The organism is Coprococcus sp. AF38-1, from assembly GCF_003603945.1.
Lineage (GTDB): Bacteria > Bacillota > Clostridia > Lachnospirales > Lachnospiraceae > Coprococcus > Coprococcus aceti.
In genome coordinates this window covers 20,850-37,302 of record NZ_QVGO01000001.1, presented here as the reverse complement: position 1 = coordinate 37,302, position 16,453 = coordinate 20,850, and the positions used below count along the sequence as shown (strand labels likewise).

Genomic DNA, 16,453 nt, shown 5'->3' with positions numbered 1-16,453 from the left:
TGTTGCTCATGGAAATCTTTATCCTCACAATCTGGTTTTCACTGATTTTCTATATCTGTACCTGCCGCCCTGGCTGCAAGCTTCTTATCAATCGCTCTAAGTATAAATCCTGCTGCCACTCCGGATGCCACTCCTACCACTATACCACCCAGAATATCCGTCGGAAAATGTACATACAGATACATCCTTGAAAAAGCAATAAACACAGCCACAACACATGCTATACTGCCCAAAAGCTTCTCTTTCCTCATGAACAACGCCGTGACAGCCGCAAATGATGCCGCCGTGTGCCCCGATGGGAAGGAATAATCCTTTGGTTTCTTCACTATCAGATCTGTAAAATTCGCCACATCATATGGTCTTGTCCTGGCGACAAGATTCTTTAACAGGCAGTTGGTTATGAGAAGATCAAGGATAAGTGCGATGGCCATGCACAGCCCTGCCTTCCTCGTCTTTGGAATGATCAGCAGCACAGCCGCCAGCACTATCCACAGTATTCCCGCATTTCCAAGGGATGTGATCGCCACCATGATCTTGTCAAGCCATGGGGTATGTATATTCTGGAGAGCGTCAAGGACTTCTATCTCCCACATCAGAAATTACCGCCGTTCCAGCCCCAGTCATGTACGCCGTGGTAAGTCACGTACACCGCATTTCCCGGGATTCCAAGTACATCTGCAAATATATCGCAGATCTTTCCTGTCATGGCATCACATGCCTTAGGAGTCACATCACCGAATACGCTGACTTCCACATATGCACCCTTATCAAGTTTCTTTCCGCCCATGAACAGGTCGTATCCATCGTTGATGCCGACCATAAGGTAGCTCTCCGTCTTGTTCATCGTTGTTATCGCCTGACCGAGACTGCTCTTGAGAGTCTCCTTCTGGTCATCGCTCATCTTCACTGTAACCTTTGAATCTATAAATGGCATTTCTTTGTCCTCCTAAATTATATTATTCATATAAAATATATACACGACTTTTGTAGACATTTGTCTTTGTATGCTATATTGTGGCAGAATCATAATAGCACTACCAAATCAGGGGAATACGATGCCGCCGGTCCTTAGGTGGCGCAACAGGCGGCACCTTAGTACCGTTGCAGGCTGAGTTAAGCGGGAGCGACCCCTGATTGGTATGCTATTATGATTCTGCCATATTAATAACTATCCCAGGCAAATGTCTACAAAAAGTCCTCAAATTCTATCTCAGACGGCAGTCTCAGATCTCCTCTCGGGCTGACCGATACGGTTCCGACCTTCACGCCATCCGGCATACAGTTCCTCTTGAACTGCTGGCGGAAGAATCTCGTGTAGAATACCTTCTGCCATTTGTCGATCTCGCTGTCTGAGAAATTGTACTCGTCACTCTGTCTTACAGCCTCCTTGCACAGCTCATTTACCTCCTCAGGGGACATTCCATATCGCAGTGTATAATATAAGAAGAAATCGTGCAGGATGTATGATCCCACGGTGTCCTCCGTCTTCTGCGCGATGGTTCCGTCCGGGTTCGGTGGCAACAGCTCCGGGCTGACCGGTGTGTCTATAATATCGTCTATGATCGGCGCGATGCCCGCAAATCCGTCAATCTCCATGAAGTGTCCGACTTCGTTCACAAGTGAGCGCACCAGCGTCTTTGGTATACTTGTATTCACAGCATACATGCTCATATGGTCGCCGTTGAAGGTGCACCAGCCAAGTGCCAGCTCCGAGAGATCTCCGGTTCCAACCACGAATCCACCCTCCTTGTTGGCGACATCCATGAGTATCTGTGTTCTCTCCCTCGCCTGACAGTTCTCGTAAGTTATGTCATGCACGCTCTCATCCTGTCCAATATCGGCAAAATGCTGTCTCACCGATGCAGCTATGCTTATCTCTCTGCTGTCACAGCCGAGCAGTCTCATGAGTTCCGTGGAGTTGTTCTTCGTCCTATTTGTCGTTCCAAATCCCGGCATGGTGATTCCCACGACAGTTGTGGATGGAAGTCCCGCATTCTTCACCGCCTGTGCCGAAACCAGCAGAGCCAGTGTGGAATCAAGTCCGCCTGACACTCCCACGACCACACATTTGCAATGGGTGGCCTCTATCCTTCTCTGAAGTCCGGCAACCTGCATCTTGAATATCGCCATGCACCTCTCAAGCTTATTTCCCGATGGGACAAATGGTGTCATCTTCACCTTCATGAGCACATTTCCTTTGTCCATGAGTGGGGTATCGCACACCACCGTCTCATACTTTCTGAATGCGAAATCACGCTTGCAGTCGGCAAATGACTTGTTTGCTATCCTGTCGTGTCTGATCTTGGTGAGACTTATATCCCTTATCAGCACTCCTTCCTCAAATGGCTTTACCTCGCCGAGGAGCTTGCCGTTCTCGTACATCAGATTGTGTCCTGAAAATACCAGATCCGATGTGGACTCGTACATTCCCGCCGACACATACACATATCCGCACAGGCAGTCCGACGACACACTTCCTATCAGCTTGTGCCTGTATGCAGCCTTTCCGATGACCTCATTTGACGCGGAAAGATTGAGTATGACCTCTGCTCCCGCCATGGCGAGAAGTCTTCCCGGTGACACAGGCGTCCAGGCATCCTCACATATCTCTATACCAAGCTTTACTCTCTGGTCTACGCTGCCCATATCTATCATCACATTATTGCCAAACAGCACTTCACTGCCAACAGCCCTGCTGCCATCATATTCAAGCTCATCTCCATCATCTTCCGGATCCATGAGATTTACCATCACCGCATCATACTTTCTGGCTGAGAACCATCTCTTCTCGTAGAACTCGCCATAGTTTGGAAGGTAAGTCTTCGGCACGATGGCCATGACTCTTCCGCCCTGCAGGAACGCCGCACAGTTGAACAGCTCCCCGTCCACCTCAAATGGCAGACCGACCACCAGTGCCGACTGACCGGTACAAGTCGCCATGGCAAGCTGAAGAAGACCTCTTCTCGCGCCATCTATGAGCTTTCTGTTCTCAAACAGATCCGCACAGGTATATCCCGTGATAGACAACTCTGGCGTCACTATGACATCCGCAGCATCCTTATACTCTTCATATATATCCATTATCTCTCTGACATTTCCGCTGACACTTCCGATATGAACCTTCGGCGTAACGGCCGCCACACGCAGCATATTCTTCATGTATGAATTCCTCCTTACATTTGGCTTTCATCTTGTTTAGTCTTTCTTAAATATAATCAACTTACTTATGATGTAATTAAGTAATATAACGATAATCTGTGCAACGATCTTAACTACCATACTATCAAAACCAAGTATAGATATAAATACTAATAGAATTACTTCTTCTACTACCAATGTAATTATTCGTCCACCAAAAAAGGCTGCCATCTGCTTCAGAAAGTCTTGCACACCACTTGTAGGAGAATCAAAAACCCATATACGATTTGTCAAAAAAGCAAATAATACAGTAATTATCCACGATAAAATATTCGCTATCAACTCATTGATACCCAAATACACATTAAATAGTGCATAAGTACAAATGCTTACTATAAAACTTAATCCTCCAAATACTAAATATAAAATCACTTCTTTATACTTACTATATAGTGGTTCAAATACTCTTAGCCCCGGAAGTTCAAATATTTTATCAAAAATATCCTTTTTTTTCATTGCTAATTAACCTTCTTTGAATTCTTGTCATTCGTTTCAGATATTATATAATGTGGTCTCTTTTTTGTTTCCAAGTACATCTTAGCTATATACTGCCCCATTATTCCTAAACAGAAAAGCTGTATTCCACCTATAAATATGATTACACATATTATAGATGCCCATCCGGCAACAGGATCTCCGAATACCAATCTTCTGACTATCACCAAAATAAGGCTTAAAAAGCCCACAAAAGTCATTGCCATTCCAAACCAAGAGGCCACTGAAAGAGGAGCTTGTGAAAAATTAATAATGCCATCTATTGCATATTTCAGCAGTTTCCAAAAACTCCAGCTAGTCTCACCGGCAACTCTTTCAATATTCTCATACGGCAGCCAATATGTATTGAAACCGATCCACCCAAATATGCCTTTTGAAAATCTATTATACTCGCCCATTTCCACTATGGCATCGACCATTTCGCGCTTCATAAGACGGAAGTCTCTTGCTCCGTCTACAATATCGGCATCTGATATTTTATTAATGATCTGATAAAACTTACGGGCAAACCAGCTTCTGATTTTTGGCTCGCCTTTACGATCAGCCCGCCTTGTAGCTACTGAGTCGTATTCTCCGGATTCCAGAATTTTTAACATCTGTGGTAACAATGATGGTGGATCCTGCATATCAGCATCCATAACAGCTACATAATCCCCCTTTGCATTACAAAAGCCCGCATACATTGCAGCCTCTTTGCCAAAATTTCTTGAGAAAGAATGGTACTTAACATGTTCATCTTTTGCAGAAAGCTCCCTCATTATTTCCAATGTTTTATCTTTTGAACCATCATTTACGAGCAATAGCTCATATTCTACCCCCATATTTCTTACTACCTTTGTTACTTCATCATAAAAAATCGGTAGTGATTCTTGCTCATTATAACAAGGAACTATTAAACTAATCATCACACATTCTCCTTATCTAATATTCTTTCTTCTCTTCGCAACGAGTAATTTTATACCAATAAATAATACAACTATAAAACCTATAGCTGAAATTATTTCTGAAATTCTCCAACTTATCGGCTCTCTAAATCCTATAGTTAATGTTCCATTATATCTTGGTGGTACCTTGAATGTCACACAATTATTTACAGAACCAACCAAATCTAATTTCTTATTATTTTTATCAAATACCGTATAATACTTATAATTAAAAATAGGCACTTGAACAATCGCATCATCTATTGTGCTATCGTTTTTTATTGTTAAATATGCATCTCCTTTGTTTTTATGATAATCTGAAATCAAATCTCCATGAAAACTGAATACTTCCAACCTGATACCCTAATCCATCTATTCCCAGAATTTGCTGGATACTACCCCATGGGAAAAATTTACATATGAATAATGTGTTTACAATACCAAACGCACTGAAGATTTTTATACAAAAAATTGCTTTTTCATTACCTTCTTTGGAAGAGTATTTATATAGGCAATATAATGTAAGCCCCAAAGATAAAATTAAAGCTGCACCTAAAGTGATGCACTTCCAACCTTCATTTCCAGGAGCAAACAGCTGAAATATGTCTATTATTTCTTGTGAGCTATTATCTAAAAGTCTTAAATCCCCAGCCTGTACTATGGTTTCCTGGCTTACGAAGTAATCAATAAATGGAAGCAAATACCAAATTGTAAGTACTAAGCACATTATGGCAGCTTTTATGAATGCCATAATTCTTTCTTTTTTTAATGTTATTTTTAATAAAACTATACATAAAATAATAAGATTTACGACTACTATCTCGCAGGTCAATACATGACTCAATATAATCCCAGACATTCCCAACGCCAAATATATCCACTCATTAATGCGCGGCTTTTTACTATTATAAATAAGATATACCCCAACAACTATAAGTGGTAAAAACGTCATATAATATAGAAAAGCCACAGGATATAGAAAAAAATCACAATAGTATATCGGAGTTGGATAACTGTATCCGTTATCCAGTGAGGTCCCCATTCTAATAATAAAATTTCCATTTTGCGCAGAGAAATTTTTTAGATCTAAATCCAAAACTGTCCTTGGTTTTATAAGTGTCTCACAAATTTAGTTTATAAAATTGCCGTATATAACTTTTATTTTTTACTTTATCATTTAATGCCATTTTAATCAATATACTTCATTTCCTGCGTACCGTTTTACCAGGATTCAGAACCTCTTGTACTTCTAGTGCAGCGCAGTTTCAAAATACCGTTTAAAGAGCACAGCCTGGGAAGCGTAAAAACACAAAAATAAGACTCCCGGGCACATCATTACGCCGGAAGTCTTATTCTTAATAATATAACAGTCTGATGCTATATAGTGTAGGATTTACTTTCCAAGTGGCTTGCCAGTAAGCTTCTCATAGCCCTCAAGGTAGATGTCAATAGTCTTCTGAGCGACATCCTCTGGAAGCTTCCAGCCCTTGTCAGGATTAGCCTTCAGCCAGTCACGTGCGAACTGCTTGTCAAATGATGGCTGGCCATGACCTGGCTCATATACATCTGCTGGCCAGAATCTTGAGCTGTCAGGTGTAAGCATCTCATCGCCGAGAACGATATTGCCATTCTCATCGAGACCAAACTCAAACTTTGTATCTGCAATGATGATTCCTCTTGTAAGTGCGTACTCTGCACACTTCTTGTAAAGTGTGATGGTGTACTCCTTGAGCTTTGAAGCGTACTCCTCGCCCTTGCCAGGGAAGTACTTCTCAAGGTGAGCAATGCTCTGCTCATATGATATATTCTCATCGTGATCGCCAATCTCGGCCTTTGTTGATGGTGTGTAGATAGGCTCAGGAAGCTTATCAGACTCCTTTAATCCCTCTGGGAGCTTGATTCCACATACTGTGCCATTCTCCTTGTAGCTTGCCCAACCGCTTCCTGTGATGTATCCACGAACGATACACTCGATCGGAAGCATCTCAAGCTTTCTGCACATCATGCTGTTGCCATCGAACTTCTCCTGCTGGAAGAACTCAGGCATATCCTTTACATCAACTGAGATCATGTGGTTAGGAAGAATATCCTGTGTCATGTCAAACCAGAACTTTGACATCTGTGTCAGAACTGTTCCCTTCTTGGAAATTACATTGTCGAGGATGACATCGAAGCAGCTTATACGGTCTGTAGCTACCATGATCAGGCTGTCTCCATTGTCATAAATCTCACGTACCTTACCTTCTTTGATTGGCTTTAATTCCTGCATTTTTTTATCTCCTTGATATTTGTATTAATACCTGTTAGAAATTGTATTCATATAAGTGTGTATCACTTTTTATGGTTGCTTGTCAAGGCTTTGGAAGCCCTCAAAAATTTTTTCTCAAAATTTGTCAAGGTTTATGCGCCTCACGGGATTTTTATTGTGTAAAAGCACATTTTTCATCTTTACAATATCATTTGTGATGACTATAATAACAGAGCACAATATCTAGTGGGTGCTTCACATTATTTCCACCAAATATATTGTGTTCACAATAATTATTGCATATTTTTTCTTTATAAATAATTCCATGCGGCACAGGCAGCCGCATCTACTATATTACGTCGAACCAGACCTGATTGGCCTGATTTAAGTTAACTTGAATGATTGGAATATTACGAATAAATTTACCATTGAATTGGAAGAGGGAGGCTATTGCTGTGTCAGAGGAAGCTAAAACACACGTACACGTAATCAAAAGGAATGGAGAAGAGGTGACATTTGACCTGTCAAAGATCGAGAATGCCATCAAAGCTGCCAACAATGAGGTTGACAAACTCCACCAGCTCAACGAATATCAGGTTCACGCCATCGCGGACAACCTGGAGAAACAGATAGAATCAATGTCCCACGCAGTTCACGTGGAGGACATTCAGGATATGGTCGAGACCGGTATCATGGAGATGAGAGGATATGAGGTTGCACAGAAATATGTGCGTTACCGTTACAAGAGAGAGCTCGCACGTAAGTCCAACACCACGGACAACGGAATCCTTGCGCTCATAGACCATATGAACGAGGAAGTCAATCAGGAAAACTCCAACAAGAATCCGGTGATCAACTCGACACAGCGTGACTACATGGCCGGTGAGGTATCAAAAGATCTGACCAAGAGAATGCTTCTGCCTGAGGATATAGTTGAGGCACATGAGGCCGGAATCATACATTTCCATGATTCTGACTACTACGCTCAGAAGGAGCACAACTGTGACCTCATCAACCTTGAGGATATGCTACAGAACGGAACAGTGATCAGTGAGACCATGATCGAGAAGCCGCACAGCTTCTTCACGGCATGCAACGTCACCACGCAGATCGTGGCACAGGTTGCCAGCAACCAGTACGGCGGGCAGACGTTTACCCTGTCTCATCTGGCACCATTTGTGGATGTTAGCAGGAAGAAGCTCCGTGCACAGGTCATCGAGGAGCGCAAGGACTGTGGCGAATCCCTTGATGATGCCATTATCGACAAGATAACAGAGAAGAGACTTCTGAACGAGGTCAAAAGTGGAATACAGACTATACAGTACCAGCTCATCACCCTGATGACATGTAACGGACAGGCACCATTTGTCACCATGTTCATGTACCTGGATGAGGTTCCTGAGGGACAGACAAGGGATGACCTGGCACTCATCATAGAGGAGGTCCTGAATCAGAGGATCAAAGGAGTTAAGAACGAGAAGGGAATCTGGATCACTCCGGCATTTCCTAAGCTCATATATGTTCTGGACGAGGACAACATCACCACAGATTCCAAATACTGGTATCTGACTGAGCTTGCCGCCAAATGCACCGCAAAACGTATGGTTCCTGACTACATCTCCGCCAAAGTCATGAGAGAGATGAAGGACGGCGACGTATATCCATGCATGGGCTGCAGATCATTTCCTACAAAGGAGGACGGCATCAGGAATCCTGATGGATCCCGCAAATATTACGGACGTTTTAACCAGGGTGTCGTGACCATCAATCTTGTTGATGTGGCATGTTCATCATACGGCGACATGGACAAATTCTGGAAGATCCTGGACGAGCGTCTTGAGCTTTGTCACAAGGCACTCAGATGCAGACATGAAAGACTGCTCGGAACCATATCAGATGTCGCTCCTATACTGTGGCAGCACGGTGCGCTGGCAAGACTTAAGAAAGGCGAGAAGATTGACAAGCTGCTCTTCGGCGGCTACTCAACTATTTCCCTTGGCTATGCCGGTCTCTGCGAAATGTGTGTCCGTATGATCGGCAAAACACATACATCCGAGGAAGGCAAGAAATTTGCGCTCGCTGTAATGCAGAAGCTCAACGACAAATGTGCTGAGTGGAAGGCCGCTGAGAATATCAGCTATTCCGTATACGGAACACCTATGGAGTCCACTACTTATAAATTTGCCAAGAATCTGCAGAAGCGTTTCGGCATCATCCCGGGCGTAACAGACAAGAATTACATAACCAACAGCTATCACGTACATGTAACCGAGCACATAGACGCCTTCAGCAAGCTGAAGTTTGAGTCAGAATTCCAGAAGCTGTCACCGGGCGGCGCCATCAGCTATGTTGAGGTTCCAAACCTCCAGAATAACATAGACGCAGTCCTTGAAGTCATGAAGTTCATATACGACAACATTCTCTATGCAGAGCTCAACACCAAGAGCGACTACTGTGAGAAATGTGGCTATGACGGCGAGATTAAGATCGTGACAGACGATTATGGCAAGTTGGTGTGGGAGTGCCCTAACTGCGGCAACCGCGACCAGAACACTCTCTTCGTTGCAAGACGTACCTGCGGTTATATCGGAACCCAGTTCTGGAATCAGGGACGTACACAGGAGATCAAGGACAGAGTCCTTCACCTGTAGAATTAGTCAGCTTAAAACTGATACTTTCAAATAAAAATACAGACAGCACAATTGTGAATGAAGTGACCTCAAAAAACAATTGACTGTCTGTATTTTTATTACTTTCTTATAACTACAATATCTAGCATACCCTCATGTAAGCGGCATCATCTGCAAAATCCGGCTGATCCGAAACAAACTTTATAACATCTGCGGATTTTACGCCTGGATTTCTTTTGATATAAGCAGTGAGCATTTCTAATCTTTCTGCATTCTTCTGAGCATAATGCTCCATAGCCGAGACAAACTCAAAATAAGAATCATCTATATTGTTGAGCAGTTTTCTTAATTCTTCCATAACTACGCCCCCTTACATTTCTATTCTCATATATATATTATAGTTATCATATCCATGATTCTCAAAATAATACCAATATGGTTTATTATCTATTCCATACGAAATATGTACTGCGTATGTTTTTCCTTCGTATTTACTATAATTCGTATTTATTTCTCTGCAGATTTTTGCATATTCTGCCCTATCCAAGATAAATGTATTATAAACAAATCTCACAACTTCTCCTATCATTCATAATATCATCTGCACATAAATTACACAAGCTAACACCAAAACATATTATATACCCTAATTTGTGATAATAGATGCAAATGTAATTTTTGATAGATTTAGATGTAATAATCCATTTAATACGTCTCCCACAACTTCATATTCTTGGCATTATCCACTATGTCAATGCAGCTTCCGTCAATTGCATTTATACATACAATCTGGGATATCTCCCCTACCGTGTCCTGTCCCCGGAGCTCCTCGCTCTGTGTAAATATCCATGCAGGAATGTAGCAGAGCTTTCCATCGTCATCTGCTGTCGCCATGTATCTGAGTGCCACGTTGTTGAACTGAACCTTGCCATATCTGGTCTGGTATTTCTCATAATATGTTGCAATGCCCTCATTTGCCTTTGCGATCATGTCGTTCCAGCTCATGAGTTCCACATCCTCCGCCTGCAGGGATGAAGGATCTGTGTAAAGCTGGGCAAACATATCTACAACTCCATCATCATCAATATTTAATGTTACACTGTCACCAGGCTCAAACATATAGCCATTCTGTGTCTGGAGATTGTCAACGTTATATAATTCGCCCTCTCTCTCCTTTGCTCCGTATATAGACCTGCTGAGCGTTACCGAGTATCCACTCACCTTGGTCTGCTTTACCTCGCCATTGTCATCCGACCATATTCTGGCAAGCGGCTCTGTCTTTGTACTCTCCATACCGTCTATCCCCATCTTTGAGAGGAAATTCATCGCTTGGGATATGGCATCGTTCTCCGTGAGTTTGCTCTCATTTGTGACATTGGTCAGATCTATGTCTGTGGCATTGCTGATGCCCGTCACATAGGTGTATGTTGCGCCGCTCACACCATCCAAAAGCTTGTTCTCCTCACTCTCGGATTTGTAAAATGATATATACACACCTGCGTCTGTATTGTCATCCTCACCGCCATACTGTGATATACTCACCGTATATTCCTTGTCTCCATATTTGCCTGTATACGATGAATACGGGTCATCATAATTCTCCAGCAAAGGAAGTGAATCCGGTGCATCTGCCATCTGCTTCTTGTATGTCTCTATCTGGGTATCATACCAGGCATCCGACGAATCATCCCCCTGACCCTGAGCCTCCTTCTTGAACTTCTCTGTACTCTCTATCATACTCTTCAGCTCATCCTTGGTCTGCACTCCATCCTTGCGGATATATATGCCCTGGGACTTGTCCAGGAGTCCCTCGACAATGCTCTGTATCTGTGCAGCATCAAGCTTCATAGTGCTGTAATATACCCTCTTCATGGAATCCGTATCAGGAATATCTATCGAACCGGAACAGCTTATCTCTGACAAGCCCGAATTGCCCACATCAAATGTCTCATCACACTTCTCCGGGATTCCCAGACTCTTTGCAAGGCTGCCACCCGCATCGTTACTGCCATCATCACTGTATCCACTTGCCGAACCCGACTCTCCATCCAATGTATAATCAACCTTTTTATTTCCACATCCTGTCATCTGCATCGCCATCACTCCTGCCAGCACACATGCTGCTATTCTTGTCGCTCTCTTTCCCATGATTATCTTCCTCCTTGTCATTTCGCAAATATTCATATATTAGACATTTCACCTGACCATATCAGCACATTTATTTTGATATGGTTTTTGTTCCTGCCCCAGTCTCCGGGTCTGTTCCGTACCATGTCTCAAGACATTTTGCAGTCTCAATTATATCTACACAGCTTCCATCCACTGCGTTTATGTACACAAGCTGCACTATATTATCGTATGCGCCATGCTCCTCTGAGATGTCATTATTTTCAGACTGGGTCAGTACCCATGCCGGTATGTACACAAGATTTTCTCCATCCTGTATACAGGGAACATACATAAATTTCACATTGTTAAACCGCACCTCTGAATAGTCGGTAGGATATTTTTCATAATATTCCGCTATGCTATCGTCAGCCTTATTCACCATATCTTCCCAGCTTAGGAGATCCACCTTTTCCCTGACAAATGAATCCGTATCCGTACTTAAGATTGCTCTCACATTAAACACTCCGCTGTCATCCACACATACGGATATCCTGTCACCTTCGTACATGACGTAACCATTTTTATTCTTCAGGTTATCCACTCCTGTCGGGTCTATATAGGCAGTATCCACTCCGCCGATCTGTATTCCAAATTCGAACATGTACCCATTCTTTTCAGCTTTTATAATTTCAAATCCGCTGTCCAGCCACGACCTCACCACAGCCTGACTTCCGCATTTTGCCATTCCGGATATTCCCATCCTATCCAGAAATGCCTGAGCTTCATGCTCTGCTGTATTTTCATCTATCCCACATTTATTTTCCTGGTCTTCAATATCGCCGCCAAAATAGTTTTGCCCGGCGGTCTCCGTCATCACTGCATCTTCCACATCTGCAAGATATTTCTGCTCCTGATCACCCGCCGGCTCATATACTATGCTTACCCTGCCAGATGCATCTGCTGTGTCATCCCCGGATATCCACAGGCTGTACTGTTCACCGTCATGCTGGCCTATGTATATCTTATTTGTCGTATATTCTCTGACCGGCGTATACGAATCGGGGGCTTCCTTCATCCGCTTCTTCGTCTCTGCTATGTCACTCTCATATATCTCCGCAACATCCTGCTGCCCTTCTTCCAGCGCCTGCTGCCTGTACACCTCTATGAGGTCTATCTCCTTCTGTATCTCCTCCTTCGTCATATTCTCGTCGCCGTCATCACGGCAATATATTCCCTGGTCTTTGTCAAATACACTCTCCACCATGTCCTGTATCCTCGACGTATCCATCCTCATCCTGTCAAAGCTTACAGTATACGCCCTGTCCACATTTGCAACCTGTATGTCATCATCCAAAAGACTTATCTCCGAAAGCTTTGAATGACCGGTATCAAATGTTAGATCACAGCTATCAGGAACGCCAAGCCTTATACCGAGTAGTCCTCCGCCATGATCCTCCTCAATGGAATCACCATATATGTATTCTGTCCTGTCCTCATCACCGCTCGACCTGTTCTCACAGCCACATATGCCACATACGGCAAGTACAGACATGACCAGCGCAGTTTTCCGCCACGAATTTCCTGACATTTTCTGCCTCCCTTCACATTAAACTTCAGAAATGTCTCTGCTCATAATGTATTGTAAAATGGGTGTACATTAAGAAACAATTGCCGGGAACTTTAAGATATTCTTAAGACGAAAAAATCCCTTCCGTATGATGTACCTAATCATACGGAAGGGATCTGTAATCCACATTATATTTAGAATTTGAAAAACATCAGCAGGAGTATGATCCCCACAAGCGTGAGTGCCGCTCCCACCAGAAAGGCTATCTTAAACCACTTCTCATCACCTGTCACCCTGTCAAATGTATCATCCTCAACCTCAACAAAGCTGAGTGCCGTCATGGTCATAAGCCCAAGTCCGGTAAAAATCGCAGATGAAGCAGGTATCCTTATGGCCGGTATAACCCACAATATAAAATATACTACATCACATCCAAGCAATATAAACAGCTTTTTTCCATACTTCTCAAGCATAACCCTCGATCTCCTTAATATAACACTTAACCTGTATCATAACACCTTATATGTGTTTACTCAAGCTTTCCGTCTTTTTGTTCTTAAGCCTCCTTATTATGTCATCACATCCACAGACTGCGCTTATTCCCACCGCAATCCCAAGCACGAACAGCATTGTGGAATTGCCATATGCGCTTGCGGCCTTCCAGTCTGAATCAAATGCCGCGCTCAGTGTGTAATAGAGCGGAGCCCCCGGCAGAAGCGGGATAAGTCCGACTATGAGATACTGATTTGCCGGTGCTTTCATGATCCTTGCCGCTATCTCAGCATATATGGCAGCCCACAGGCTTGCCGCAAGAGATGGGATAAATACGTCATCTATGATATTTCTGACCAGAATGTATACTATCCATGTGCACATTCCATTGACCGCCGCCGGTATCACATTTCTCTTTCCTAGATTGAACATAAAAGCAAATCCCAGCGAACCTAATAGAGCTGTGACAACCTGTATGATCGTTTGCTGCACTTGTCTGCACCTCCTAAATCGTGATAAATACCGCCAGTGCAAATCCGCACGCTATCGCCGCCGCCCAGAGCAGCGACTCAACCAGCCTCAGACTTCCCGTTATGGTATCCCCTACAAACATGTCCTTCACTGCATTTGTCAGCGCAAGCCCCGGGATCAGCAGCATGATATCTCCTATCATGACCTTGTCCTCATGTATTGGAAGCACGTGCCCTGCCAGTCCGATCAGTACGCCCGTGACAAATGAACTCAGAAAATTAAACAGTATGTTGTTGGTACATATCGGGGCGAAATATATCTGCATCAGCCATATCCCCACAGCAAATGCCGCCGCCATAGCTCCATCAAGTATGGTTCCGCCGAAGAATACCGCAAGCGCTCCCGCCGCCAGCACGCTTCCCACGCACACCCGGAATCTCGGCGCTGATGCCTGCTCTATCTCTTCAATTCGTTCTTTCAGGTCCTCAGTGGCTAGTGGCTGTCTGCAATACTCTCTGCTCAGGGCATTTATCCGCTCCAGCTTCCAGAAGTCCGTCTTTGTCCCATCCCTGGTTCCTCTGGTCATGGAGCACACCGATCCATCCGGCATGTTCATGGTACATACCAGAGTGGATGTAATAGCAAATACGTCCATACGCTCTGCTCCATAAGCAGCTCCCATTCGTCTGAGTGTATCCTCCACTCTCTTCACCTCCGAGCCATTCCGGATCATCATGGCTCCCACATCCATGAACAGGCCGAGCATTTTCACATCCTCCGGACTTCCCTGAGGCATATCCCGCAGCTTCTCCATTCCGCTGTGCCTGTCAATATCCGCCATACCCATATGCCACCATCCTTTTTGTACAGATATACCTCATGCCATTATCTATCTCATTGGAACCTGCTGGAAGTACTGGTGTCTTCTCTCATCCACCATTTTCTCCAGTTCCTTCTGATTGTGGTTATATATCTTATTTATCTCATCGTTGTATCCTATTATTATGTATGGAACCATGCTTTCTATGTATGCAAGGATGTCATCACAGTCCTTCTCCTTCCTCATCGGAAGCGCCATTCCGCTGCCATCATTCAGCCTGACCTCGATCTGGTAAGACTTACCCGCCTTGATTCCGTACACTTTGTTCTGGGTTATGAGCTTATATACCCACATAAGCTCCCTGGTCTCGGCAAAATTCACCGTGTCACCCTTGATATACATGAAGAACTCGTTATTTAATCTGAGGCCATTCACTGCAGCACCTGATCTGTAAAACTGCTCTATCCTCTCCATCTCATATTCAGGATTTGGCTTCTTCTTGCAGTAATCCAGTACGTCTCTTATGTTGCTCTGCCTTATTGCCAGGGATACAAACCATGCCGCAAATGCGAGGAACATCGCGGATCCAAGCCCTATCCATATCGATCCTTCATCTACCCCCATTGCTGCAGCAACACCGGAGATTCCGATTGCTGCAAATATCACTGCTCCAATAATACATTTTATCCTGTACTTTGTTCCAAGCTTCTTTATCATCTGTTTTAACCCCATTTTCTTAATTGTACTCAGTCATATTCCACCTTCATCAGGCAAAGTCCATGTGGAGGCGCCGTAGGCCCCGCCAGCTGCCTGTCCATCCCGGCTATGATCTCAGGAATATGCTCCGCACTCATATTCCCATATCCAACATCTACCAGTGTTCCGGTCAGTATCCTCACCATGTTCTGCAAAAAGCCATTTCCATGGAATCTCATGTGGACGTAGTCTCCCTCCTTGACTATATCCACATCGTATATAGTTCTGACCGTGGATTTCTTCATCTTATTGTTGCCACAAAAAGATCTGAAATCATGCTTTCCGACAAAATACGATGCAGCCTTTTTCATCACATCCACATCAAGTATACTGCCCTGTGGCACACACCACACATAATTTCTATCAAATACAGGTTTCTCAGCACCTACATACAGCGTGTATTCGTAGACTTTACCGGTTGCATTCAGCCTTGCATGAAACCTGTCCCCGGCCACAGCAACATCAAGCGCGCAGATATCCGCAGGCAGATATCTGTTCAGATAATCTTTTATCTCTTCCGGAGTCTTATCTGTTTCTAGCCTTCCGTTCGCCACCATGGCTCTGGCATGTACTCCCGCATCAGTCCTGCCTGCACCATGGATATCGACCTTTGCATCGACCATCCTGGTTAGGACCGTCTCTATTCGCCCCTCCACTGTATCCGCATTTGTCTTGCTCTCCCAGCCGTGATAACGTGTGCCATCATAGCTGAAAGTAAATCTGTAATTTACCATATGTCCTCTC

Annotated in this window: 18 protein-coding genes; 1 reads left to right on the top strand and 17 read right to left on the bottom strand. The window is 43.8% G+C overall.

Translation table 11 applies throughout. The annotated features are described in order from the left end of the window. Positions 1 to 38: 38 nt before the first annotated feature. From DW025_RS00195 to DW025_RS00160, 8 genes are all read right to left on the bottom strand, one after another. Positions 39 to 593 (bottom strand): phosphatase PAP2 family protein, encoded by a 555-nt coding sequence (locus DW025_RS00195; protein WP_199669326.1) that lies wholly within the window; start codon positions 591 to 593, stop codon positions 39 to 41. Then, positions 593 to 934, bottom strand: coding sequence for a phenylpyruvate tautomerase MIF-related protein (locus tag DW025_RS00190; protein ID WP_015533597.1), 342 nt, complete (start codon positions 932 to 934; stop codon positions 593 to 595). The genes DW025_RS00195 and DW025_RS00190 overlap by 1 nt, the downstream gene beginning before the upstream one ends. A gap of 251 nt (positions 935 to 1,185) precedes the next feature. Then, positions 1,186 to 3,159, bottom strand: a complete 1,974-nt coding sequence (locus tag DW025_RS00185; RefSeq protein ID WP_119998055.1) for an NAD(+) synthase — start codon at positions 3,157 to 3,159, stop codon at positions 1,186 to 1,188. 36 nt (positions 3,160 to 3,195) lie between these two features. Then, positions 3,196 to 3,654 carry a GtrA family protein gene (locus tag DW025_RS00180; protein ID WP_119998053.1) on the bottom strand — a complete coding sequence of 153 codons (459 nt, stop codon included), beginning with the start codon at positions 3,652 to 3,654 and terminating at the stop codon, positions 3,196 to 3,198. A 2-nt stretch (positions 3,655 to 3,656) separates the two neighbouring features. Next, positions 3,657 to 4,598: a glycosyltransferase family 2 protein gene (locus DW025_RS00175; protein WP_117550995.1), complete on the bottom strand. Its 942-nt coding sequence runs from the start codon at positions 4,596 to 4,598 to the stop codon at positions 3,657 to 3,659. Positions 4,599 to 4,610: 12 nt separating this feature from the next. Continuing rightward, positions 4,611 to 4,943 (bottom strand): hypothetical protein, encoded by a 333-nt coding sequence (locus DW025_RS00170; RefSeq protein WP_117550997.1) that lies wholly within the window; start codon positions 4,941 to 4,943, stop codon positions 4,611 to 4,613. Beyond that, entirely contained in the window at positions 4,924 to 5,712 is a 789-nt protein-coding gene (locus DW025_RS00165; protein WP_119998051.1) for a hypothetical protein, read from the bottom strand. Before DW025_RS00165 ends, DW025_RS00170 begins: the two co-directional genes overlap by 20 nt. Positions 5,713 to 6,009: 297 nt before the next feature. Then, positions 6,010 to 6,885: a phosphoribosylaminoimidazolesuccinocarboxamide synthase gene (locus DW025_RS00160; RefSeq protein WP_004850368.1), complete on the bottom strand. Its 876-nt coding sequence runs from the start codon at positions 6,883 to 6,885 to the stop codon at positions 6,010 to 6,012. Positions 6,886 to 7,319: 434 nt separating this feature from the next. Here DW025_RS00160 and nrdD point away from each other — a divergent pair, with 434 nt between their 5' ends. Then, on the top strand, positions 7,320 to 9,515 hold the full coding sequence (gene nrdD, locus DW025_RS00155; RefSeq protein ID WP_022216859.1) for an anaerobic ribonucleoside-triphosphate reductase: 2,196 nt from the start codon (positions 7,320 to 7,322) through the stop codon (positions 9,513 to 9,515). 121 nt (positions 9,516 to 9,636) lie between these two features. On the opposite strand, the gene DW025_RS00150 is transcribed toward nrdD, so the two are convergent. The 9 genes from DW025_RS00150 to truA form a co-directional block, all read right to left on the bottom strand. Beyond that, complete coding sequence (locus DW025_RS00150; protein WP_117551001.1) at positions 9,637 to 9,852, bottom strand: hypothetical protein; 216 nt, start codon at positions 9,850 to 9,852, stop codon at positions 9,637 to 9,639. 12 nt (positions 9,853 to 9,864) lie between these two features. Continuing rightward, on the bottom strand, positions 9,865 to 10,083 hold the full coding sequence (locus DW025_RS00145) for a hypothetical protein (RefSeq protein ID WP_118649791.1): 219 nt from the start codon (positions 10,081 to 10,083) through the stop codon (positions 9,865 to 9,867). Between the two features lie 116 nt (positions 10,084 to 10,199). Continuing rightward, entirely contained in the window at positions 10,200 to 11,642 is a 1,443-nt protein-coding gene (locus tag DW025_RS00140; RefSeq protein WP_117551003.1) for a DUF6034 family protein, read from the bottom strand. A gap of 70 nt (positions 11,643 to 11,712) precedes the next feature. Continuing rightward, positions 11,713 to 13,191: a DUF6034 family protein gene (locus DW025_RS00135; RefSeq protein ID WP_117551005.1), complete on the bottom strand. Its 1,479-nt coding sequence runs from the start codon at positions 13,189 to 13,191 to the stop codon at positions 11,713 to 11,715. A gap of 173 nt (positions 13,192 to 13,364) precedes the next feature. Beyond that, entirely contained in the window at positions 13,365 to 13,643 is a 279-nt protein-coding gene (locus DW025_RS00130) for a hypothetical protein (protein ID WP_015533590.1), read from the bottom strand. A 46-nt stretch (positions 13,644 to 13,689) separates the two neighbouring features. Then, positions 13,690 to 14,154, bottom strand: coding sequence for a threonine/serine exporter family protein (locus DW025_RS00125; RefSeq protein WP_055222929.1), 465 nt, complete (start codon positions 14,152 to 14,154; stop codon positions 13,690 to 13,692). A 13-nt stretch (positions 14,155 to 14,167) separates the two neighbouring features. Next, complete coding sequence (locus tag DW025_RS00120; RefSeq protein WP_118758533.1) at positions 14,168 to 14,980, bottom strand: threonine/serine exporter family protein; 813 nt, start codon at positions 14,978 to 14,980, stop codon at positions 14,168 to 14,170. Positions 14,981 to 15,022: 42 nt separating this feature from the next. Beyond that, positions 15,023 to 15,670 carry a DUF6709 family protein gene (locus DW025_RS00115; RefSeq protein ID WP_117551062.1) on the bottom strand — a complete coding sequence of 216 codons (648 nt, stop codon included), beginning with the start codon at positions 15,668 to 15,670 and terminating at the stop codon, positions 15,023 to 15,025. A gap of 29 nt (positions 15,671 to 15,699) precedes the next feature. Further along, positions 15,700 to 16,443, bottom strand: coding sequence for a tRNA pseudouridine(38-40) synthase TruA (gene truA / locus DW025_RS00110; RefSeq protein ID WP_118758535.1), 744 nt, complete (start codon positions 16,441 to 16,443; stop codon positions 15,700 to 15,702). Positions 16,444 to 16,453: the final 10 nt, after the last annotated feature.

What these genes read in the sequence shown, in the direction of transcription:
- DW025_RS00195 (WP_199669326.1), bottom strand. Translation starts at nt 593, where the DNA reads ATGTGGGAGATAGAAGTCCTTGACGCTCTCCAGAATATACATACCCCA.
- DW025_RS00190 (WP_015533597.1), bottom strand. Translation starts at nt 934, where the DNA reads ATGCCATTTATAGATTCAAAGGTTACAGTGAAGATGAGCGATGACCAG.
- DW025_RS00185 (WP_119998055.1), bottom strand. Translation starts at nt 3,159, where the DNA reads ATGAAGAATATGCTGCGTGTGGCGGCCGTTACGCCGAAGGTTCATATC.
- DW025_RS00180 (WP_119998053.1), bottom strand. Translation starts at nt 3,654, where the DNA reads ATGAAAAAAAAGGATATTTTTGATAAAATATTTGAACTTCCGGGGCTA.
- DW025_RS00175 (WP_117550995.1), bottom strand. Translation starts at nt 4,598, where the DNA reads ATGATTAGTTTAATAGTTCCTTGTTATAATGAGCAAGAATCACTACCG.
- DW025_RS00160 (WP_004850368.1), bottom strand. Translation starts at nt 6,885, where the DNA reads ATGCAGGAATTAAAGCCAATCAAAGAAGGTAAGGTACGTGAGATTTAT.
- DW025_RS00150 (WP_117551001.1), bottom strand. Translation starts at nt 9,852, where the DNA reads ATGGAAGAATTAAGAAAACTGCTCAACAATATAGATGATTCTTATTTT.
- DW025_RS00145 (WP_118649791.1), bottom strand. Translation starts at nt 10,083, where the DNA reads ATGATAGGAGAAGTTGTGAGATTTGTTTATAATACATTTATCTTGGAT.
- DW025_RS00140 (WP_117551003.1), bottom strand. Translation starts at nt 11,642, where the DNA reads ATGGGAAAGAGAGCGACAAGAATAGCAGCATGTGTGCTGGCAGGAGTG.
- DW025_RS00135 (WP_117551005.1), bottom strand. Translation starts at nt 13,191, where the DNA reads ATGTCAGGAAATTCGTGGCGGAAAACTGCGCTGGTCATGTCTGTACTT.
- DW025_RS00130 (WP_015533590.1), bottom strand. Translation starts at nt 13,643, where the DNA reads ATGCTTGAGAAGTATGGAAAAAAGCTGTTTATATTGCTTGGATGTGAT.
- DW025_RS00120 (WP_118758533.1), bottom strand. Translation starts at nt 14,980, where the DNA reads ATGGGTATGGCGGATATTGACAGGCACAGCGGAATGGAGAAGCTGCGG.
- DW025_RS00115 (WP_117551062.1), bottom strand. Translation starts at nt 15,670, where the DNA reads ATGATAAAGAAGCTTGGAACAAAGTACAGGATAAAATGTATTATTGGA.
- truA (WP_118758535.1), bottom strand. Translation starts at nt 16,443, where the DNA reads ATGGTAAATTACAGATTTACTTTCAGCTATGATGGCACACGTTATCAC.